The 21767-nt window shown below is 63.9% G+C and carries 17 protein-coding genes; all 17 read right to left on the bottom strand.

What is annotated here, in order from left to right:
• Positions 1-22: 22 nt before the first annotated feature.
• The 17 genes from recN to HGP13_RS16660 all read right to left on the bottom strand — a co-directional run bounded on the left by recN (position 23) and on the right by HGP13_RS16660 (position 21766).
• Positions 23-1696 carry a DNA repair protein RecN gene (gene recN / locus HGP13_RS16740; RefSeq protein ID WP_172227377.1) on the bottom strand — a complete coding sequence of 558 codons (1674 nt, stop codon included), beginning with the start codon at positions 1694-1696 and terminating at the stop codon, positions 23-25.
• Positions 1697-1974: 278 nt separating this feature from the next.
• Positions 1975-2847, bottom strand: a complete 873-nt coding sequence (locus HGP13_RS16735) for an outer membrane protein assembly factor BamD (protein ID WP_172227375.1) — start codon at positions 2845-2847, stop codon at positions 1975-1977.
• Between the two features lie 263 nt (positions 2848-3110).
• Positions 3111-4061: a UDP-3-O-acyl-N-acetylglucosamine deacetylase gene (lpxC, locus tag HGP13_RS16730; protein WP_172227373.1), complete on the bottom strand. Its 951-nt coding sequence runs from the start codon at positions 4059-4061 to the stop codon at positions 3111-3113.
• 280 nt (positions 4062-4341) lie between these two features.
• Positions 4342-6027 carry a cell division protein FtsZ gene (ftsZ, locus tag HGP13_RS16725; RefSeq protein ID WP_172227371.1) on the bottom strand — a complete coding sequence of 562 codons (1686 nt, stop codon included), beginning with the start codon at positions 6025-6027 and terminating at the stop codon, positions 4342-4344.
• A gap of 66 nt (positions 6028-6093) precedes the next feature.
• Positions 6094-7401, bottom strand: coding sequence for a cell division protein FtsA (ftsA, locus tag HGP13_RS16720; protein WP_064988167.1), 1308 nt, complete (start codon positions 7399-7401; stop codon positions 6094-6096).
• Positions 7398-8339, bottom strand: coding sequence for a cell division protein FtsQ/DivIB (locus HGP13_RS16715; RefSeq protein WP_172227369.1), 942 nt, complete (start codon positions 8337-8339; stop codon positions 7398-7400). The genes ftsA and HGP13_RS16715 overlap by 4 nt, the downstream gene beginning before the upstream one ends.
• Positions 8327-9253 carry a D-alanine--D-alanine ligase gene (locus HGP13_RS16710; protein WP_172227367.1) on the bottom strand — a complete coding sequence of 309 codons (927 nt, stop codon included), beginning with the start codon at positions 9251-9253 and terminating at the stop codon, positions 8327-8329. Before HGP13_RS16710 ends, HGP13_RS16715 begins: the two co-directional genes overlap by 13 nt.
• A gap of 303 nt (positions 9254-9556) precedes the next feature.
• Positions 9557-10522, bottom strand: coding sequence for a UDP-N-acetylmuramate dehydrogenase (gene murB, locus HGP13_RS16705; protein WP_172227365.1), 966 nt, complete (start codon positions 10520-10522; stop codon positions 9557-9559).
• A complete protein-coding gene (murC, locus tag HGP13_RS16700) occupies positions 10519-11919 on the bottom strand; it encodes a UDP-N-acetylmuramate--L-alanine ligase (RefSeq protein ID WP_172227363.1) in 1401 nt (466 codons plus the stop codon). Before murC ends, murB begins: the two co-directional genes overlap by 4 nt.
• On the bottom strand, positions 11916-13043 hold the full coding sequence (murG, locus tag HGP13_RS16695) for an undecaprenyldiphospho-muramoylpentapeptide beta-N-acetylglucosaminyltransferase (protein WP_172227361.1): 1128 nt from the start codon (positions 13041-13043) through the stop codon (positions 11916-11918). The genes murC and murG overlap by 4 nt, the downstream gene beginning before the upstream one ends.
• Before the next feature lies 1 nt (position 13044).
• Entirely contained in the window at positions 13045-14196 is a 1152-nt protein-coding gene (gene ftsW / locus HGP13_RS16690; RefSeq protein ID WP_172227359.1) for a putative lipid II flippase FtsW, read from the bottom strand.
• Positions 14196-15596: a UDP-N-acetylmuramoyl-L-alanine--D-glutamate ligase gene (murD, locus tag HGP13_RS16685; RefSeq protein ID WP_172227357.1), complete on the bottom strand. Its 1401-nt coding sequence runs from the start codon at positions 15594-15596 to the stop codon at positions 14196-14198. Before murD ends, ftsW begins: the two co-directional genes overlap by 1 nt.
• Positions 15597-15605: 9 nt before the next feature.
• Positions 15606-16688 (bottom strand): phospho-N-acetylmuramoyl-pentapeptide-transferase, encoded by a 1083-nt coding sequence (gene mraY, locus HGP13_RS16680; protein WP_172227355.1) that lies wholly within the window; start codon positions 16686-16688, stop codon positions 15606-15608.
• A gap of 19 nt (positions 16689-16707) precedes the next feature.
• Positions 16708-18159: a UDP-N-acetylmuramoylalanyl-D-glutamyl-2,6-diaminopimelate--D-alanyl-D-alanine ligase gene (locus HGP13_RS16675; RefSeq protein WP_172227353.1), complete on the bottom strand. Its 1452-nt coding sequence runs from the start codon at positions 18157-18159 to the stop codon at positions 16708-16710.
• Positions 18156-19610 (bottom strand): UDP-N-acetylmuramoyl-L-alanyl-D-glutamate--2,6-diaminopimelate ligase, encoded by a 1455-nt coding sequence (locus HGP13_RS16670; RefSeq protein ID WP_172227351.1) that lies wholly within the window; start codon positions 19608-19610, stop codon positions 18156-18158. The genes HGP13_RS16675 and HGP13_RS16670 overlap by 4 nt, the downstream gene beginning before the upstream one ends.
• A 54-nt stretch (positions 19611-19664) precedes the next feature.
• Entirely contained in the window at positions 19665-21374 is a 1710-nt protein-coding gene (locus HGP13_RS16665) for a penicillin-binding protein 2 (protein WP_172227349.1), read from the bottom strand.
• On the bottom strand, positions 21371-21766 hold the full coding sequence (locus HGP13_RS16660; RefSeq protein WP_172227347.1) for a hypothetical protein: 396 nt from the start codon (positions 21764-21766) through the stop codon (positions 21371-21373). Before HGP13_RS16660 ends, HGP13_RS16665 begins: the two co-directional genes overlap by 4 nt.
• Between the last annotated feature and the right edge of the window lies 1 nt (position 21767).

Below are 21767 nucleotides of genomic sequence, written 5' to 3'. Positions count from 1 at the left end.
ATCGGCCATGACACCGGATATTCTATGCCGCGTTTGTATTCTCACGCAGCAGCCGCTCTGCGGCGGCGCGCGCCTCGTCGGTGATGGTGGCGCCAGCCAGCATGCGGGCAATCTCTTCCTGCCGCGCCGGTCGGTCCATCTCGGCAATGCCGGTCGCCACGCGGTCGGTGCTGCCCGATTTGGAGATCAGGAAATGCGTCGCCGCGCGCGCCGCCACCTGCGGCGCATGGGTGACCGACAGCACCTGCACGCGCTTGGACAGCCGCGCCAGCCTCTGGCCGATGGCATCCGCCACGGCGCCACCCACGCCAGTGTCGATTTCGTCGAAGACCAGCGTCGGCGCCGAGCCGCGATCGGCCAGCGCCACCTTCAGCGCCAGCAGGAAGCGTGACAGCTCGCCGCCGGACGCCACCTTCATCATCGGCCCGGGCCGCGTGCCGGGATTGGTGCGCACCCAGAACTCGATCTGGTCGATGCCCTCCTCCATGCGGGTCTCGGCCTCGCTCTTCATCTCGACGATGAAGGCGGCGCGTTCGAGCTTCAGCGCCGGCAATTCGGCCATGACGGCTTTGGTCAGGCCGACCGCCGCCGCATGGCGAAGCGAGGAAAGCTGCGCGGCGCCGATGTCATAGGCCTCGCGCGCGGCTGTGGCCTGCTTTTCCAGCCCATGCAGGCGCTCCTCGCCGGCGTCGAGATCGGCCAGATCGGCAACCATCGTGTCGCGCAGTTGCGCCAGATCATCGACGGCAACGCTATGCTTGCGTGACGCCGCGCGCAGCGAAAACAGCCGCTCCTCCGCCTTCTCCAGCCGCTGCGGATCATATTCGGTGGCGCGCAGTGCCGCCTCGACACCGGATTGCGCCGCGTCGAGCGACAGCATCGCCTCGTCCAGTGACTTGACCACATCCTCGAGCAGGCCTGGCGCCTCCGTCGCCTTGCGCTGCAACCGTCGCAGCAGACTGGCCAGTTGCGGCAAGGGAGAGGACGGCCCGGACAGCACATCCTGCGCATCATGGATTTCGGAAGCGATCTTTTCGGCGCGCATCATGTGGGCGCGCAGTTCGGCCAGTTCCGTTTCCTCGCCGGGCTGCGGATCGAGCTTGGTCAGTTCCGCGACCGCGGCGCGCAGATAGTCGGCTTCGCGCGCGGCGGCCGCTACCTTGGCGCGATGGCGGGTAAGCTCCTGCTCGCAGCCGCGCCAGTGCCGCCAGGCCTCGCCGGTCGAGCGAACGGCGCCGAGATGGCCACCAAAAGCGTCGAGCACGTCGCGGTGGGCGCCGGGATCGACCAAAGCGCGCTCATCGTGCTGGCCGTGGATTTCGACCAGCGCACGGCCGACATCGCGCATCAGGGTGACGCTGGACGGCTGGTCGTTGACGAAGACGCGGGTGCGGCCGTCCGCCGTCTGCACGCGGCGCAGGATGATATCGCCGTCATCCTCGATGGCATTTTCGACAAGCAGCGCGCGCACCGGATGGTTGCGCGGCACATCGAACACGGCAATGACCTGGCCCTGTGCCGCGCCATGGCGCACCAAAGAGGCATCGCCGCGCGCGCCGAGCGCCAGCGACAAGGCATCGAGCAGGATGGATTTGCCGGCGCCGGTTTCGCCGGTCAACACGGAAAGGCCGGGCTGGAAGTCGATATCCAGCTTCTCGATCAGGACGATATCGCGGATCGACAGTCTGGAAAGCATCAGAACCCGGACCTCAAGCAATTCCAGGAAAAGTGCGTAACGGTTTTCCCACAGGAATTGCGTAGAACAAAAAAGCCAGAGCAATTCCAGGAAAAGTGTGAATGGTTTTCCGTCCGGAATTGCGTCAACAAGAGATAGAACGGTTCAGCGCTTCAATCAAACCACTGAACCGCTGTGGAGCGGCACGCGACCAATCGGAGTCGCAGCGCCGCACTATCTTTTTGTTTCAGCGTCGGATCAATCCGAAAAAAGCGCGTCGCTGCGACGCGCCTTGGGGGTCACGCACCGGTGATCAGCTTGCCAGCCTTGGATATCCACGATCCGGCATTTTCGCGCGGCGCCAGCCCGTTGCTCTGCAGCAGCTTGTAGGAATCCTTGTACCATTGGCTGTCGGGATAGTTGGTGCCGAGCACCGCGGCGGCCGTCTGGGCCTCCGAGGTCAGCCCCAGCGCGTAATAGCTTTCGGTGAGCCGGGCTAGAGCTTCCTCGACATGGCGCGTGTTGGAATAGTTCTCCACCACGTTGCGGAACCGCTTGACGGCGGCGATGTACTCGCGGCGCTCCAGATAATAGCGGCCGATCTGCATTTCCTTGCCGGCGAGCTGGTCGTTGGCGAAGCGGATCTTCTCCTTGGCGTCGTCGACATATTCCGACGTCGGCCAGCGCGTCACCAGATCCTGCATCGTCTGCACGGTTTGGCGTGCTTCCTTCTGATCCTGAGTCACATCCTTGATCTGGCGATAGTAGCTCAGGCCGATGATGTACTGCGCATAGGCGGCGTCATCCGTCGACGGGTAAAGCGCCAGATAGCGCTTGGCCGACGAGATCGCATCGTCGTAGCTGCCTTTTCGATAGTCGGCGAACGCGCCCATCACCATCGATTTACGGGCCCATTCCGAATAGGGATGCTGGCGATCGACGGCATCGAACTTCTTGCTCGCCTCGTCCAGGCGGCCGGCATTCAGGTTGGCGAGGCCCTCATTGTAGAGAACGTCGGCCGGCTCGGTCTGGTCGACATAGGTCGACAGGTTGATGTCTTTCTCCGGCGACGACATGCAAGCCGACAGAAAGAGCGATGGAACAACCAGCGAAAGCGCCAGGATAACAGACCGCTGGGGCGCCTTCGATTGACCGGCTCGCGTGAAGAACATGATTGGATTGCGCCCTTTCGGCGTTATTTCAATGCCTCTTGCATGCAGTTGTCCCAAAACTGGTCCCCATTCTTGAGCGACATGCACTAGTCGACGGCAGCAGCCATAAACCATAACCGCCTTGCCCGGCAACGCTATGTCTAGCCAATCGCACATTTTTGTGGCGGTCGGACAGAGCCGGAGAATCCATACAATTTCGCTGGATGGTGATGCATTGATGCCACACCTGCCATCCCGCATGGAATCCGAAAAACGTTAAGGAATCAGATCATCCAGGGCGCGTAGAGCGGCGCATTGACGGCGCTCATCTCTGCTGCGCGGCCACGCTCGCGGCGTGTCGTCTCGACGATCTCGAAGGCCGTGCGGTCCGAAAGCAGGCGCCGCAGCGCCGCGGCGTTCATCCTGTGGCCACCGCGATAGGAGCGGAAGCAGCCGATGAAGCGGGCTCCGGCCAGCGCCAGATCGCCCATGGCGTCCAGCGTCTTGTGGCGCACGAATTCGTTGGGATAACGCAGGCCGCCCATGTTGATGACGCGGTTGTCGTCACCGATCACAAGCGAATTTTCCAGCGAGGATCCCAGCGCATAGCCGGCGGCCCAGAGCCGCTCGACATCCTTCATGAAACCGAAGGTGCGCGCCCGCGCGATGTCGCGGCGGAAAATATCGGCATTGAGGTCGGACGCAAACAGCTGACGGCCGATTGCCGGGCTTTCGAAATCGATCTCGACCTCGAAACGGGTGCCGTCATAAGGCCTGAACTCCGCCCACGAGGCGCCATTCTCGATACGGACCGGCTTGATGACCCTGATATAGCGGCGCTTGACCGACAGCGTCTCGATGCCCGCCTGATCAATGGCCTCCACGAATGCCACGGCGCTGCCATCGAAGATCGGAACTTCGGAACCGTCGATCTCGATAAGGACATTGTCGATGCCGAGCCCGAACAGCGCGGCCATGATGTGCTCGACCGTGGCGATGTGCTCGCCCGCGGGATCGCCAAGCATGGTGCACAGATCGGTGGCACCGACCTCGGCAACCAAGGCGCGGAACTCGCGGCCCTGCTCTGCTCCGTTGAAAAGCTGAAACACTATGCCGGTATCGGCATCCGCCGGCAGGAAACTGATGGAAACTTCTTTGCCGCTGTGAACGCCGGTGCCCGTAAGCGACGCGCGCGCCTTCACTGTCGTCTGATAGTCGTGCAAGACAATCCCCATAAGCCCGATATGCCTAGGTCCGCTTCTCCAGCCCGAGGGCGCGGCTCTTGTTAAATCGGCAGGCAGGGTCACTTCCCCCGAAATCCCGGCACACCGACTATGGTAGGCAGCGAAGATAGTGTCCCGGCAGGGAGACTCCAAATCACGGTTTCTTACCCTCTGTAACCGTGAGCCGGAGCGAGCTCGATATTATAAGCCTTTGATTTTGCACCATTTAAAACGTTAACAGGCAAGCAATTCCTTGCCTGCCTGTTAACAAATACTACAGTCCGTTAACCGCTCAGTTGGCCTGGCGGCGCAGGAACGCCGGAATCTCCAGCTGATCGTCGTCGTGAGTCGCCCGGGTCTGCGGCGTCAGGCGGCCCTGGTCATCCAGCTGGCCGCGGCGCGGCGCGTAGAGCTGGGCGTCCTGGCTGGCGAGACGGCGCACTTCGGGGGCGGCCTGGCGCAGCTTGGGCTCGCGCGGCTGCGCCGGCTGCAACCGTGCAGGCTCCTCCTCGCGGCGGGTCAAGCCGTTGGTCAGGCGCTTCAAAAGGCCCATCGGTCCGCTGTTGTTCTCATGGTCGACCGGACGGCTCTTGGCATCCACCTCGGCCTTCACAACCGGCGGAAAGTCCTCAACACGCGGCATGCGCTGCGGCGCCATCGCCACCGGCTGCTGGACCTCACGCACCATTTCGCGCGGCTGCGGGGCCGGCTGCATCATCTGCTGGACGACCGGCTGCGGCATTGGCTGCGGCTGTGCCGGCGGCGCCTGGAAGATCTTGCTCTGCGGGCGAAAATCGTCCGCATGGGCGATCGGAGCCGGACGAGCCTGCGCCATGGCCGCGGCGTTTGCCTCCGCGAGCTGAATGGCCTCGGCGACCGGGTCGGCGGCGCGCGGCTCATAGACAGGCTGCTGGACCGGTGCCGGGCGGCTTTCCGCGGCCACGGCCGGCCGGCCGGCCGGCTTCGGCGGAGCGGTACGGATCGAGATCGGTGCCGCGGCGATTTCAGCCGCCGACTTGTCGATGCCGGTCGCAACGACCGAGACGCGGATGACGCCTTCGAGCTCCTCATCGAAGGTGGCGCCCAGGATGATGTTGGCGTCCTGGTCGACTTCCTCGCGGATGCGGGTCGCCGCTTCGTCGACTTCGAACAGGGTCAGGTCGCGGCCGCCGGTGATCGAGATCAGCAGGCCCTTGGCGCCCTTCATCGAGGTCTCGTCGAGCAGCGGGTTGGCGATCGCAGCCTCGGCGGCGGCCATTGCACGGCCTTCGCCCGAAGCTTCGCCGGTGCCCATCATCGCCTTGCCCATCTCGCGCATCACCGAACGCACGTCGGCGAAGTCGAGGTTGATCAGGCCTTCCTTGACCATCAGGTCGGTGATGCATGCAACACCGGAATAGAGCACCTGGTCAGCCATGGCGAAGGCATCGGCGAAGGTGGTCTTGTCATTGGCCAGACGGAACAGGTTCTGGTTGGGGATGACGATCAGGGTATCGACGCATTTCTGCAGTTCCTCGATGCCCATGTCGGCCGTCTTCATGCGGCGCTGGCCCTCGAAGTGGAACGGCTTGGTGACGACGCCGACGGTTAGGATGCCCTTTTCGCGCGCAGCGCGGGCAACGACCGGAGCAGCACCCGTGCCGGTGCCGCCGCCCATACCTGCGGTGACGAAGCACATATGGGTGTTGGTGAGATGGTCGAGGATCTCGTCGATGCACTCCTCAGCCGCAGCGCGGCCGACCTCCGGCTGCGATCCCGCACCGAGGCCCTCGGTGACATGCGCGCCGAGCTGGATCAGCCGGGCGGCCTTCGACATGGTCAGCGCCTGCGCGTCGGTGTTGGCCACCACGAACTCGACACCGCGCAGACCGGCGGTGATCATGTTGTTCACGGCATTGCCGCCGCCGCCGCCGACACCGAACACGGTGATGCGCGGCTTAAGCTCGGTGATGTCCGGCTTCTGCAGATTGATGGTCATTGTCTCCGTCCTTTGCCTTTCACGCCGCTTCGCCGCCGCGGCCGCCTATGGGGCTGTCCCCGTCAATTAGAAACTGTCTCTCAACCACTGACTCATGCGATGCAGTTTTCCACCCGTTCCGGTCATCCTGAGACCGGAGATGCCTTTCGCCGGATGGCTCTCGAAACTCGCCATCTGCGGATAGATCAGAAGCCCGACGGCGGCCGAGAAGGCCGGTCCCTTCGCTGCTTCGGGCAGACCGGCCACGCCGAGCGGGCGACCGATGCGCACATTGCGGCCCAGGATGCGGCGTGCCGCTTCCGGCAGGCCGGCCAGCTGGCTGGCGCCGCCGGTCAGCACGACGCGCTTGCCGACCGCATTGCCGTAGCCGGACTTGTTCAGCCGGTCGCGCAGGAGTTCGAGTGTTTCGTCGATGCGGGCACGCACGATGCGCGTCATCACCGAACGCGGGATCTGCAGCGGTACGTCGCCATCGTCGCCGATCGGCTGGATCGAGACCAGGTCACGGTCGTCGGCACTGCCCGGCAACGCCGAGCCATGCATCACCTTGAGCCGCTCGGCGGCGTCGAGCGACGTCGAAAGCCCCTTGGCCATATCGAGCGTGACATGGTTGCCGCCGATGGCGATCGCATCGCCATGAACGAACTTGCCTTCCGAAAACACCGAGATGGTCGTCGTGCCGCCGCCCATGTCGATGCAGGCAGCACCCAGCTCCAGCTCGTCATCGACAAGCGCCGCCAAGCCGCTGGCATAGGGCGTCGCCACCATGCGCTCGACCGAGAGATGCGAGCGGTTGATGGAGAGTTCCAGGTTGCGCATCGGCGCTGCGTCACCGGTCAGCACATGCATGTCGACGCCAAGTGCGTCGCCGACCATACCGCGCGGATCGCGCACACCGCGTTCAGCATCGAGCGAGAAGCCGACGGGCAGCGAATGGATCACCTCGCGCTCGGCCTTGAGCGCCTGCTTGGCGCCGGCGCCGAGCACGCGCTTGATGTCGGCCTCGTCGGCCTCGTGACCGCCAAGATTGATGGTCGCCGAGAAGCTTTCGCTCTTCAGCCGGCCGGCGGTCATGTTGACGATGAGCGAATCGACCGTCAGCCCCGCCATGCGCTCGGCGGCGTCGACGGATAGCCGGATGGCGTGTTCAGCGCGATCGAGATCGACGACCACGCCCGACTTCACGCCTTGCGACTTCTGATGGCCGATACCGATCACCTGGATCCGGTGCGAACGACCGCGCAAGAGCTTGCCGTCATCGTTCGGCTTGAGCTTGGCCACCATGCAGCAGACCTTGTTCGAGCCGACATCCAGCACCGTCAGAGTGCCGGACCGGCGCGACGAGGCATCGCCTGAACCGCCAAGCCAGCTCATATCTTGGTCTCCGACTTGCGCTTGAGGGTCTTCGGCTTCTCGTTGAGCGCGGCCTCGCGCTGCGTCGCCGCTTCGGGCGTCAATTCCACGACCAGCCGGTCTGTCAGGCGCATGTCGACAGCAGCGATGTCGCGCGACAAAAGCCCTTTGTCCTTGTCCATCTTGACCAGCTCGGCGAGCGCCTGATCCTCATCGTCCTCAGGCAGCTTGACGGTGATGCCGTTGTCCAGCTTCAGGTCCCAGCGCCGATCGCCAACGCGGATATAGCCTTTCACCCGGCTCGCGAGGTCGGGATATTTTTCGATCTTGGCCAGGAAGTCAGGCGCCTTGGCCGGCGCGCCGTCGCCGATCAGCAGCGGCAACAGCACCTGCTTGCCGCCCGAGAACGGCGCGATGACGGCGCCATCCTTTTCGATGACCGAGAGATCATTGCCCTGCTGCCAGAGCGCGAAGGCATCGCGCTCCTCGACGCGCACTTCCAACGTATGCGGATAGACCTTGCGCACCGCCGCGACCTCGATCCACGGCAGGCCGGAAATGCGCTCACGCGCTGCCTCGGCGTCGAAGCCGATCAGCGAGGTCCAGCCGTCGAGTTCGAGCCTGTCGAGAATGTCGATCTCCGAGGTCTGGCGGTTGCCGACCACCTTGACCTGATCGACGGCAAAGCCGGTGCGGGCGGTGATGCTCTGGATGATGCCGTCGGCATGGCCGCCGAGATAGGCGCCATAGGCGCCGCTCGAAGCGAGCAGCACGGCCGACATGATCGCGACGGAGAAGCGCGGCGCCTCGAAGTCGCCATCACCCAGGCGCGCCAGGATGCGCACCGGGCGGCGAAGCACGCGCGGCAGCACGAAATGGTCAAACGACAATGACAGGCCGAACAGCGACGGCACGGCCGCGCCCTTCCCCTTGCCCTGTCCCCATTTCAACGCAGACACGAAGCGTCCTCCACCATCCAACTCAACAATTCACCAAACGAATGCCCGGCCTGGGCAGCGATTTCAGGCACCAAAGACGTCGGCGTCATGCCCGGCTGAGTGTTGACCTCGAGCCATACAACCTCGCCATTTTCGGAGTGACGATCGTCATAACGGAAGTCCGACCGGGAAACGCCCCGACAGCCGACAGCTTGGTGAGCCTTGAGCGCCAGTGTCTGTATTTTTTGGTAAATATTCGGTGAAACTTTTGCGGGGCATTCGTGTTTTGATCCGCCCGCGACATATTTTGAATCGTAATCGTAGAAGGAATGGCCCGTCGGGATGATCTCACAGACGCCGAGCGCCACATCGCCCATAACGGCGCAGGTCAGCTCGCGCCCGTGGATGTAGCGCTCGACCATGACGGTATCGCCATATTTCCACTCGGACGACCCGACGACCTGGGGCGGATGCGACTGCCCCTCCGACACGATGACGACACCAAAGCTCGACCCCTCATTGACCGGCTTGATCACATAGGGCGGCTTCATCGGATGCTTGTTCTGGATGGCGAAGCGATTGGTGACTTTCGATTCGGCGACGGGAACACCGACCGATTTGACGATCTTCTTCGCCTGCTCCTTGTTCATGGCGAGCGCCGAGGCGAGCACACCGGAATGGGTGTATGGAATGCCGAGATATTCGAGGATACCCTGGATAGTGCCGTCCTCGCCAAATGGGCCGTGCAGCGCATTGAAGGCAACATCAGGCTTGAGCTCGGCAAGCACGGAGCCGACATCGCGCCCGACATCGACGCGCGTGACCTGATAGCCTTCCTGCTCGAGCGCATCGGCGCAAGCCTTTCCAGAAGACAGGGACACGGGCCGCTCGGACGAAAAACCTCCCAGCAGGACGGCCACATGCTTGCTTTTCATTCCCCGTCATCCCCTCTCACGGCGGACCAAAAACCAAGATTTCCGCAACATTGAGTCCGAGTCTCCCGGCAGGCTGCCCCCACCAGACGGAAAACGCGGATAACGCGTCGAACGACTCAAATCAGGAAACGCTTTGGAGCAGAGAATCAGAGAGTTGATTCACTGGCAAGTGCTTATGATTCCGAGAGATTCACTTTGTGAGAAAATGGCTGCGAAAACCGCCTCGCTGAGTCTTTGCAGCAACGGTTTCGCGCGCTTTGGCAGCGTGCTGAAGTTCATGCATCACATGAACTTCAACCAGGATCAGAGCAACTGCCCCAGAAACTCCTGCACGGCATGTCCGGGCCGGAAATTGCCGATGCGCTTAATCTCCCAGTGCAGCCGGATACCCGAATGCTCGAGCACGCGGGCGCGCACCGTCTCGCCGAGATATTCGAGGTCGTAACCGGTCGCCGTGCCGGTGTTGATCATGAAGTTGCAGTGCATTGGCGACATCTGCGCGCCACCGATCATCAGGCCACGGCAGCCCGCCTTGTCGATCTCCTTCCAGGCCGACGTGCCTTCGGGATTCTTGAAGGTCGACCCACCGGTCTTCTCGCGGATCGGCTGCACGGTCTCACGGTGGTTTTGCACCGCGTCCATCGCCGCCTTGATCGTGGCCTTGTCCTCGGCAAAGCCTTCAAACACTGCCGAGGTGAAGATCAGGCCCGACGGTGCGGCCGAATGACGATAGGCGTAGCCCATCTCGGCATTGCTCAGCGTCTGGACATTGCCCTTGCGGTCGAGCGCCCGCACCTCGACGACGCGCTCGCGTGTCTCGACGCCATTCGCGCCGGCATTCATCCTCAATGCCCCGCCAATGGCGCCCGGAATGCCGTGGTAGAAATGGAAGCCGCCAATGCCCGCTTCAAGCGCCAGGGCCGCCACGCGCTTGTCGGGCGTCGCAGCGCCGGCCTCGATCCTGATCGGCGAAACGATTTCGGCCTCGCCAAAACCCTTGGCCGAAAGCCGGATGACAAAACCCGGAATGCCGCCGTCGCGAACCAGAAGGTTGGAGCCGACGCCAACGATCGTCAGGGGGATCTCTTCGGGAACCGCGCGCAGGAAGGCAGCAAGGTCCTCCTCGTCCGCCGGCTGGAACAGCGCCTCGGCCAGACCACCGGCGCGGAACCAGGTGATCTTGTCCATCTCGGCATTCGGCGTCAGCCGGCCGCGCAGGCCGGCAAGCCGATCGCCGAGTTTGTCGATCAGGGCCTGGCCGTGCATCATGAGGCGGCAAGCTCCTTGGGCAGAGCATAGGCCCATTGGGTGATGTTGCCGGCGCCGAGGAAGACGACGAAGTCGCCGGGCTTGGCCAGATCGCGAATGATCGGTGCGATTGCGGCCGGTCCTTCGATGTAGCGCGCATCGCGATGGCCAGCGGCACGGATGCGCGACACCAATTCGTCCGACGTGACGCCGTCGATCGGGTCTTCGCCGGCAGCGTAGACTGGCGCCACCATCACCGTATCGGCGTCGTTGAAGCAGGCCGAGAACTCGTTGAACAAATCGTGCAGCCGGGTGAAGCGGTGCGGCTGGGCAATGGCGATGACGCGGCCCTTGGTGGCGCTGCGCGCCGCCTTCAGCACCGCCGAGATCTCGACCGGATGGTGGCCGTAATCGTCGAACACGTCGACGCCGTTCCACGAACCGGTCTGGGTGAAACGGCGCTTGACGCCGGCGAAGGACGACAGGCCCTTCTTGATCGCCTCGGCGGACAGGCCGAGCTCGTGCGCGACGGCGATCGCCGCCGTTGCATTGGAGACATTGTGGCGGCCGGGCATCGGCAGGCGCAAATCCGCTATCGTCTTCTGGGCGCCGGTCTTGCGGTCGCGGATCACCACGTCGAACTCGGATGTCGCACCCGCCATGCGGTGGTTGGTAAAGCGCACATCGGCCTGCGCGTTCTCGCCATAAGTGATGACACGGCGGTCCTCGATGCGGCCGACCAGCGCCTGCACCTCGGGGTGATCGGTGCACATCACGCCAAAGCCGTAGAAGGGCACATTCTCGACGAACTGGCGGAACGCCTCGCGCACCTTGTCGAAGCTGCCATAGTGGTCGAGATGCTCGGGATCGATGTTGGTGACCACGGCGATCTCGGCCGGCAGCTTCAGGAAAGTGCCGTCGCTCTCGTCGGCCTCGACCACCATCCATTCGCCGTCGCCCATGCGGGCATTGGTGCCATAGGCGTTGATGATGCCGCCATTGATGACGGTCGGGTCGAGCCCGCCGGCTTCGAGCAGCGTCGCCACCATCGAGGTCGTCGTCGTCTTGCCATGCGTGCCGCCGATCGCCACCGCCTGGCGGAAGCGCATCAATTCGGCCAGCATCTCGGCGCGGCGCACGATCGGCAGCAGCTTTTCGCGCGCGGCCTTCAACTCCGGATTGGTCTTCTTGATCGCCGTTGAGACGACCACCACCTCGGCATCGCCGAGATTCTCGGCCTTGTGGCCGACGAAGCATTCGATGCCCTTGTCGCGCAGCCGCTGCACATTGGCGCTGTCGGCCTGGTCGGACCCTTGCACCTTGTAGCCGAGATTGTGCAGCACCTCGGCGATGCCGCTCATGCCGATGCCGCCAATGCCGATGAAATGCACAAGGCCGATGGTCTGCGGCATCTTCATGGGTGCGTCCCCTTCCTGAAATCCGTAACGGTTTTTCTGGACGCAATAGCCTCTGTGAGATCGGCGAGCAACCGTGCCGCGTCCGGCCTGCCGGCCGACTTCGCGCCCGCGGCCATCGCCGCCAGCCGCTCGGGATTGTCCATCAGCCCGCCAATGAGGGTTGCAATCCGTTCAGGCGACAGCGTCGATTGCGGGTGCACCTCGCCGCCGCCGGCAGCGGCAAGCGCCGCAGCGTTCGCCGCCTGGTCGTGGTCAAGCGCATAGGGATAGGGCACCAGCAGCGCGGGCCGGCCGATGACAGCGATCTCCGACACGGTCGAGGCGCCGGAGCGCGAGATCACCAGATGCGCCGCGGCGATGCGTGCCGCCATGTCGGTGAAGAAGGGCGAGACCTCGACGGCGACGCCAAGGGTCGCATAGGCCGCCTTCACCCGCGCCACGTCATCCGCGCGGGCCTGCTGCGTGATCAGCAAGCGCTTGCGCTGGGCATCCGAAAGCAGCGCGATGGCGCCCGGCATGGCATCGGAAAAGAACTGCGCGCCCTGACTGCCGCCGAACACCAGCAGGCGGAACGGCTCCTCCCCGGTCGACGCGGCGTAAGGCGTCTTGGCCGCCTCCAGCACCGCCGGCCTGACGGGATTGCCTGTCGTCACCGTCTTTTCACCGATGGCACTCGTATCCTGCGGCAGGAAGCCGCCGGCAATGGCATCCACGCGGCCGGCCAGCGCCCGGTTGGCGCGCCCCATCACCGCATTCTGCTCATGGATCAGCGTCGGCACCTTGCGCCGCGTCGCCGCATAGAGCGGCGGCAGCGTCGGGTAGCCGCCAAAGCCGACCACCGCATCCGGCTTGATCCTGCCAATGATGGCGGAGGCCTCGCGCACACCGCGCCAGATTTTCCAGAAGGCGCCAAGCACGGCGATGGGATTTTTCGAACCCATCGTCGCTGACTGGATCGGATGGATGGCCGCAGCCGGGAAGTGGCCGGCAAACCGCTCTGCGCGGTCGTCGGTGGCCAGTTGCACCGACCAGCCGCGCTCGATCAGCTCATGCGCCAGCGCTTCGGCCGGAAACAGATGTCCGCCGGTTCCGCCCGCTGCGAGAAGGATGACACCCCTCGCCATGTCACTCCGCCGGCTGGGCGCGCTGCGGAAGCGCAAAACCCATCTGCTTGCGCTTCTCCGGCCGCTTGCGTGTCAGCGCCAGCACCATGCCCATCGAAATGGCGATGGCGATCTGCGAGGAGCCGCCATAGGAGATGAAGGGCAGCGTCATGCCCTTGGCCGGCACCAGTTGCAGGTTGACGCACATGTTGATGACGGCCTGCAGGCCGAACACGGTGACGAGGCCGCCGACCGCATAGCGGGTGAAATCGTCATGTTCCTTGAGCGCCGTGTTGAGGCCGCGCAGCACGATGAAGGCGAAGATCGACATGATGAAGAAGCACATGATCAGCCCGAATTCCTCGCCCGCGACCGAGAAGACGAAGTCGGCATGGCTGTCGGGGATGACCCGCTTGACAGTGCCTTCGCCCGGCCCGACGCCGAACCAGCCACCATTGATCAGCGCGTCGCGTCCCATGTCGACCTGGAACGTGTCGCCTTCGCCGGTGAGGAATTTGTCGATGCGCAAGGCAACGTGCGGAAACACCGTATAGGCGGCAAAGACGCCGCCCACGCCGGCGGCACCCAGCACGATGATCCACAGCCAGGGCAGCCCGGCCATGAAGAACATGATGCCCCAGGTGCCGGTCGTCAGCATGGTCTGGCCGAGGTCCGGCTGCGCCACCAGCAGCGACACGACCAGCACCAGCAACAGCATGGCGAACAGATTGCCGGGAATGTCGGGCTGGCGCTTGTGCTCGGCGAACAGCCAGGCGCACATGATGACGAAGGCCGGCTTCAGGAATTCCGACGGCTGGATCGACAGGCCGGCGAGCGAGACCCAGCGCCGCGCGCCCTTCACCTCGACGCCGATGTAGAGCACCGCCACCATCAGCACCAGCATCAGGCACAGCATGATCAGCGACATGCGCCGGATCTGCCTGGAATCGAGGAAGGAGACGGCCAGCATCACGCCGAGCGCCGGCACCGTGAAGATGATCTGCCTTGTCGCGAAGTGGAAACTGTCGAGGCCGATGCGCTCGGCCACCGCCGGGCTGGCGGCGAAGGAAAGTACGATGCCGAGCCCCATCAGCGACAGGAACGCCGCCAGGAACCAGCGATCGATCGTCCACCACCAGGTTGCGACAGGACTTTTATCGAGACGGCTCTGCATTATCGTGCCCCTCCGATGGGTTTGACGCCATCTATAACGCTCGCAGCTTGCCTGAAGGCTTCGCCGCGAACTTCGAAATTCTTGAACTGATCGAAACTGGCGCAGGCCGGCGACAGCAGCACCACCACCTCGCCGCTGTCGTCCTTGGCCGCATCATGCGCGGCATGCTCGACCGCCGCGGCCAGCGTGCCCGATATCTCGTAGGGCACCGCCTCGCCCAGCGTCGCCGAAAAGGCGGGTGCGGCCTCGCCGATCAGATAGGCCTTGGCGATGCGCGGGAAGAAGCCGCGCAGCGGCTCGATGCCGCCTTCCTTGGGCAGGCCGCCGGCGATCCAGTAGATGCGCGGAAAGCTCGACAGGGCTGGTGCCGCCGCATCGGCATTGGTCGCCTTGGAATCGTTGACGAACAGCACATGGTCCTTGCGGCCGACCTGCTCCATGCGGTGGGCGAGACCCGGAAAACTTTCCAGTCCGGACTGGATTTCACCGAGGTCGAGCCCGACTTTCAGGCAGGCGGCGACCGCGGCAAGCGCGTTCTGCGCGTTGTGCTGGCCGCGCAGCGAGCCGATGCCTTCGAGGAAGGCGACCTTGCTGTAGCGGCCGTGCACGGCTTCCATCAGATTGGTTCCGTCGGCGAAATAGCCGTCGGTCAGCGGCAGGCGCTTGGAAATGCGGATAACCTGGCGCCCTGCCCGCTCCAGCCGTTCGGCGATCTGCGCACACCAGGAATCGTCGATGCCGATGATCGCCGTCTCGCTGCCCGCCACCAGCCGCTCCTTGATCGAAGCGTAGTGCTGCATGGTGCCGTGGCGATCGAGATGATCCGGCGTCAGATTCAGCAGGATGCCGGCCGTCGGGTTGATCGAGGGCGCCAGGTCGATCTGGTAGGACGAGCATTCGACGACGTAGTGCCGGTCAGGCTGCGGCGGATCGAGCGTCATCACCGCGCGGCCGATATTGCCGCCCATCTGGGTGTCGCGGCCGGAAGCCTTGAGGATATGCGCCGTCAGCGCCGTCGTCGTCGACTTGCCGTTGGTGCCGGTGATGGCGATGAAAGGCGCCGTCGGCGCCTGCAAAATCCGCTCGCGGCAGAAGAGTTCGATGTCGCCAATCACCTCGACACCGGCGCCCTTCGCCAGTTCCACCGTCCAATGCGGCTTGGGATGCGTCAGCGGCACGCCGGGCGACAGCACGAAAGCCGAGAATTTCGCCCAGTCGGGGCCGCGCAGATCGGCGGTGGCGATGCCGGTGGCGGCCGCCTTGGCGACGCTGTCGGGATTATCGTCCCAGGCCAACACGTCCGCCCCACCCTCGATCAATGCCCGCGCGGTCGCGATCCCCGAGCCACCGAGCCCGAAGAGCGAAACGTGCTTGCCTGCGAAGGATGCGGCGGGGATCAAGGAGGTTTCCTATCTGAGCTTCAGGGTGGAGAGGCCGACCAGCGCCAGGATGACGGCGATGATCCAGAAACGGATCACCACTTGGCTTTCGGTCCAGCCGAGCTTTTCGAAATGATGGTGGATCGGCGCCATCAGGAACACGCGCTTGCCGGTCATCTTGAAGTAGCCGACCTGGATGATGACCGAGAGGATCTCGACCACGAACAGGCCGCCGACGATGACCAGCACGATCTCATGCTTGGTGGCGACCGCCACCGTGCCGATCAGGCCGCCCATGGCCAGCGAACCGGTGTCGCCCATGAAGATGGCCGCCGGCGGCGCGTTGAACCAGAGGAAACCGAGGCCGGCGCCGATGACCGAGCCGAGCACGACAGCCAGTTCACCGGTGCCGGGAACGAAATGGATCTGCAGATATTCGGCGAACACCGCGTTGCCGGAGAGATAGGCGATGACGCCGAAGGAGGCCGCGGCGATCATGATCGGTACGATCGCCAGGCCGTCGAGGCCATCGGTCAGGTTCACCGCATTGCCGGCGCCAACAATGACGAAGCAGGAGAACGGAATGAAGAACCAGCCGAGATTGATCAGGAATTCCTTGGCGAAGGGGAAGGTCAGCGACGATGAGAATGGCGCCTGGCCGTTGTGCATGATCACCCAGGCGGCGATGCCGGCAATAATGAATTCGAGCCCGAGCCGTGCCTTGCCGGAAAAGCCGAGATGCGACTGCTTGGTCACCTTCAGATAGTCGTCATAGAAGCCGATCGAGCCGAAGCCCAGCGTCACCAGAAGCACCACCCAGACATAGATGCTCGACAGGTTCGCCCATAAAAGCGATGAGCCGATGATGCCGGACAGGATCATCAGCCCGCCCATGGTCGGCGTGCCGGCCTTCTTGAAATGCGTCTGCGGTCCGTCGGCGCGGATCGGCTGGCCCTTGCCTTGCCGCAGCCTGAGCGAATTGATGATGGTCGGCCCGAAGATGAAGACGATCAGCGCCGAGGTGATCAGCGCTCCGCCGGTGCGGAACGTGATGTAGCGGAAGACGTTGAAGACCGAGATCTTGTCCGCGAAATCGACCAGCAGTGTGAACATGCGCTTTCGTTCCCCGACCCTACGACTGACTGTTGGCTGTTGATTGAGCCGGGAATTTGCCCAGCAGCGCATCGACCAGTTTTGCAAAACCGATGCCCTTAGACGATTTGATCATCACCACGTCGCCCGGCTTCAGCGCAGCAAGCAGCACCGGCTTCAGCTCCTCGACGCCGGCGCGGTATTCCGTCTTGATATCGCCCGGCAGCGCTTCGGCCAGCGCCCGCATTTCGGGGCCGCCGAGAAAGACGGTCTGCGTGCCGGTGCCGACGATGAGGTCAGCAAGCGCGGCATGCAGCTTGGCCGAGTGATCGCCGAGTTCGAGCATGTCGCCGAGCACGGCAATACGGCGGCCCTCGCCCGTCACCGGCGTCGCGTTCAGCAGCGCGATGGCGGCCGCCATCGAGGCCGGATTGGCGTTGTAGCTTTCGTCGATCAGCGTGATCGGACCGCTGGGGTGGCTCGAAGTACCGGGATGCCGCAGCGCATGGCGTTTTCCACGGCCGCGCCCGGCCGAGAGATCGGCCAGCGCGAGCGCTACCTTGCCGAGATCGGCGCCGACCAGCTGCGCCGCACCCAGCACCGCCAGCACGTTCTGCACCATGTGCCGGCCGGGCGCACCGATGCGGGCGATCATGTCATGGCCGCCTATCCTGGCGGCGATATCGGAATGATCGGCGTGAAGCTCGCATTTGGTGAGCTTGAAGGCCGAGCGCGCATTCTCGCCGAAACCGTAGACATGCTCGACGCCGGCGGAATGCGCCATCTTGTCGAGAAGCTTGAAACGCGCGTCGTCGCGGTTGAGGACGGCGGCACCCTCGGGCTCCAGCCCTTCGAAAATCTCGGCCTTGGCCTTGGCGATCTCGTCGAGGTTGCGGAAAAAGCCGAGATGCGCGGCCGCGATGATGGTGATGATGGCGACATGCGGCCGCACCATCTTCACCAGCGGCCGGATCTCGTCGGGATGGTTCATGCCGATCTCGAACACGGCATAGTCGCAATCTTCCGGCATGCGCGCCAGGGTCAGCGGCACGCCCCAATGGTTGTTGAAGGACTGCGCCGAGGCATGCACCTTGCCGACGGCCGACAGCACATGGCGCAGCGCTTCCTTGGTGGTGGTCTTGCCGGCCGAACCGGTGACCGCGATGATCTTGCCCTGCGAACGCGCGCGCGCGGCGACACCGAGCTTTTCCAGTGCGGCCAGCACGTCCTCGACGACGATTATCGGCGCCGTCAGCCGACCAAGCGACGGCAGCTTACCTTCCGCCACCACCAGCACGCCGGCGCCGGCCTTGATGGCCGCGGTGGCGAAGTCATGACCGTCCATGACCTCGCCCTTGATGGCGAAGAACGCATCACCAGGCTGCAGGCTGCGGCTGTCGATCGAAATCCCCGATATGCCCTCGGGCATGGGACCAAGCGGCCGCCCATCCATGGCGGCAACCAGGGCCTCGGAGGTCCACAGCAAACTCATGCGGCACGCTCCCGTAGCGCGGCGCGGACTTCTTCGTGGTCGGAAAAATGCAAAGTCTCGGAGCCGATCGTCTGGCCTTCCTCGTGGCCCTTACCGGCCACGATCAGCGTGTCGCCGGCATGAAGCATGGCGACAGCCTCATGGATCGCCTTGCACCGGTCGCCGATCTCGATGGCGCCAGGTGCGGCGGCCAAAATGGCGGCGCGGATGGTCTCGGGCACTTCGGAGCGCGGATTGTCGTCGGTGACGATGACGACATCGGCAAGCCGGGTCGCGATCTCGCCCATGATCGGCCTTTTTCCCCGGTCGCGGTCGCCGCCGCAGCCGAATACGACCATGACCCGGCCGGTGGTGAACGGCCTCACCGAGGCCAGCACGTTTTCCAGCGCATCGGGCTTGTGGGCGTAGTCGACATAGACCGGCGCGCCGCTGGCGGTGGTGCCGACGAGGTCGAGCCGGCCTGGCGCACCCTTCAGTTTTTCCAGGGACATCAAGGCCTTGGCGACAGGTGTTCCCGTGGAAATAGCAAGGCCCGCCGAGACCAGCGCATTCGAAATCTGGAAATCGCCGGCCAGCGGCAGGTCGATTTCGTACAGCACGCCCTCGGCCTCGACTTCGGCGCGCTGGCGATGGCGCTCGTGCTCAACCCGCTTCAGCGTGAGGAAATCGCCATGGCGGCCAACCGTCAGCACCTTGAGCCCGGCTGCCTTCGCCGCCTGGATCGTCGGCGCCGACCACGGATCGTCGGCGAAGATGACGGCCGGCGCGCCTTTCGGCAGCAGCGTGTCGAACAGGCGCAGCTTGGCACGATGATAATCCTCGACCGTCGGATGATAATCCATATGGTCGCGGCCAAGATTGGTGAAACCGCCGGCGGCCAGCTTCACGCCGTCAAGCCGGCGCTGGTCGAGCCCATGGCTGGAAGCTTCCATCGAGGCATGCGTGACGCCGGCATCGGCCAATTCCCGCAGCAATTGGTGCAAGGCGACCGGATCAGGCGTGGTCAGCGAGCCATACTCGTTGCGGCCGGGCGCCACCACACCGGTGGTGCCGATCGAAGCCGCGGCATAGCCCGCCTGCTCCCAGATCTGCCTGGTGAAAGCGGCGACGGATGTCTTGCCGCTGGTGCCGGTGACCGCGACCATGGTCTGCGGCTGCTTGCCGAAAAAGCGGGAAGCACTCAGCGCCAGCGCCAGGCGCGGATCATCGACCGCCAGCGACGGAACCGGCAGTTCGGCGACGGAACTGCCCTTGCTCGTCACGATCGCCAGCGCGCCACGCCTGGCCGCATCGGCAGCGTAGGCCGCACCGTCCGCCTTGGTGCCGGCGAGCGCAAAAAAGACCACGCCCGGTTTTACCTGGCGGGAATCGGACGAAATCCCGGTAACCTCCAGATCGGCGGAAGCTGTTCCTTCGACTGGCAGGATACCGGCTAGATCTCTGAGCTTCATCGAGTCCCGTTCACCGCAACAAAATAGCGCGCAGTTGCCGGCGCGCCCCAAGAATCACTGATAGGAAACCAGCGTTGCACCATTTTCATGGCTGAAATCTGGCTTCACGCCAAGCATGGCCGCGGAACGCCTGATGATATTGCCCGCCATGACCCCCGCATTGTTGGCGGCAACGTCTGTCATCCCGGGCTTTTCCGGGTGCGGAGCGTCGGCAATCGTAAACACCAGATATTGCGGGTCATCCATCGGGAAGGCGGCGACGAAGGTATTGAAATTCAACTCTTTCGAGTAGCGACCGTTGATGACCTTCTCGGCCGTTCCGGTCTTGCCGCCAACGCGGTAGCCGGGGACTCTGGCGTTCCTGGCCGAGCCCTTCTCGGCGTTGAGCGAATAGAGGTAGCGCATGCCCTCGACCGTCTTTTCGCTCACCACCTTCTTGGCGGCGGCCATCGCTTCCTCTTGCGTACGCACCAGGAAGGTCGGGTTCATCAGAAAACCGCCATTCATCAGCGCGGCGCAGCCGACAGCCGCTTGCAGCGGCGTCGTCGACACGCCGTGACCGAAGGCGATGGTGAATGAATTGACCTGTTTCCAGACCTTCGGTTCGGTCGGGCGGGCGACCTCAGGCAGCTCGGTCTGCATCCTTTCCAGGATGCCAAGGCGATGCAGGAATTCCCGGTGCCCCTCGATGCCGACCAGTTCGGCTTCCCTGGCCGACCCGATGTTGGACGAATAGAGGAACACTTCCGGCAGCGACAGCACACGGTTCTTGCCGTGAAAATCGTGGATGGCCTGATGGCCGACCCGGATCGGATGTGAAGCGTCGAAACGGCTATTCATCGTCGCCTTGCCGGAATCGAGCGCCATGGCCGAGGTGAAGCTCTTGAAGGTCGAGCCCATCTCATAGAGGCCCGCCGACATCCGGTTCAGCCGGTCCTTTTCCTGTGCATTGTAAGGATTGTTCGGATCAAAATCCGGCACCGAGGCCATGGCCACCACTTCGCCGGTCTTGACGTTGAGCACGACGGCGCCGGCGCCGATGGCGCGATAGCGCTCCAGGCCGGCGGCGATCTCATCGCGCACCACATGCTGGATGCGCAGATCGATTGAAAGCTTCACCGGCTTGAGATCCTTGGCCACCGCCAGACCGGACGCCTGCAGGTCGCTCAGGCCCTGCTCATCGATATATTTCTCCATGCCGGAGATGCCCTGGTTGTCGATGTTGGTCAGGCCGACAATGTAGGACGAGGTTTCGCCGCTCGGATAGAACCGGCGCTTCTCGGTGCGAAAGCCGAAGCCGGGAATGCCGAGCTGCATGATGTCGGCCTGCTGCTTGGGCGTCAGCTGCCGCTGCAGCCAGACGAAGCCGGCGCCGCTCTTGAGCTTGTGGTAGGTCTGCTCGTAATCGATCTCGGGCAGCACGGTCGACAGCTTCTCGATCGCCTCGTCGGCATCGACGATGCGGCGCGGCTCGGCGAACAGCGACGCTGTCTTGATGTCCGTCGCCAGCACTTCGCCATTGCGGTCGACAATGTCGGGCCGCGAGGCTGTGATCCGGCTCTGCGGGCCGCCGGACAGGTCAGGCGTCTGGAAGCCGAGATAGACCAGCCGCCCCGAAATGGTCGAGAAGATGCCGAAGAACACCGCCATCGTCATGACGATGCGCGCCTTGCCCTTGCCGCCGGTCGCCTTACGGGCGCCTTCGATGACGATCGATCTGTCCTCAGCCGTCCTGGCGCGGCGCTTCAGCAGTTTGCCGATCATTGGGCGATGTCTCCGGTCACGACGGGATCCTTGTCGCCAGACGGCGCCTTGCCGGAATTGTCAGCCATGCTGTCCTGGCGTCCTTTCAGGATGTCCTGAATGTCGAGCGCCTTGGCCGGCAGGTCGCCCAAGCCAACGATCTGGCGTGCGCTGACCGGCTCGAGTGCGAGCTGCGACTTGTAGAGTTCGGCGAGCTTCTGCAGCCGCGACGGCTGGGTAAGCAGGCTCCAGTCGGCCTTGAGCAGGTCGATCGTCTCCTCCTCATAGCGTATCTGGGTATGGATCTTCTGCACCGCTGCCAGCTGATCCTCGGCCTCGCGCTTGGTCTTGTAGGTCAGGGCCGCCGCCGAAACCATGACGGCGATCAGGACAATGTCGCTGGTACGGAACACG

The sequence above is a fragment of the Mesorhizobium sp. NZP2077 genome (assembly GCF_013170805.1).
Classification (GTDB): Bacteria; Pseudomonadota; Alphaproteobacteria; order Rhizobiales; family Rhizobiaceae; genus Mesorhizobium.
The sequence above is the reverse complement of the archived record's forward strand: the minus strand, read 5'-3'. Positions and strand labels throughout refer to the sequence as shown.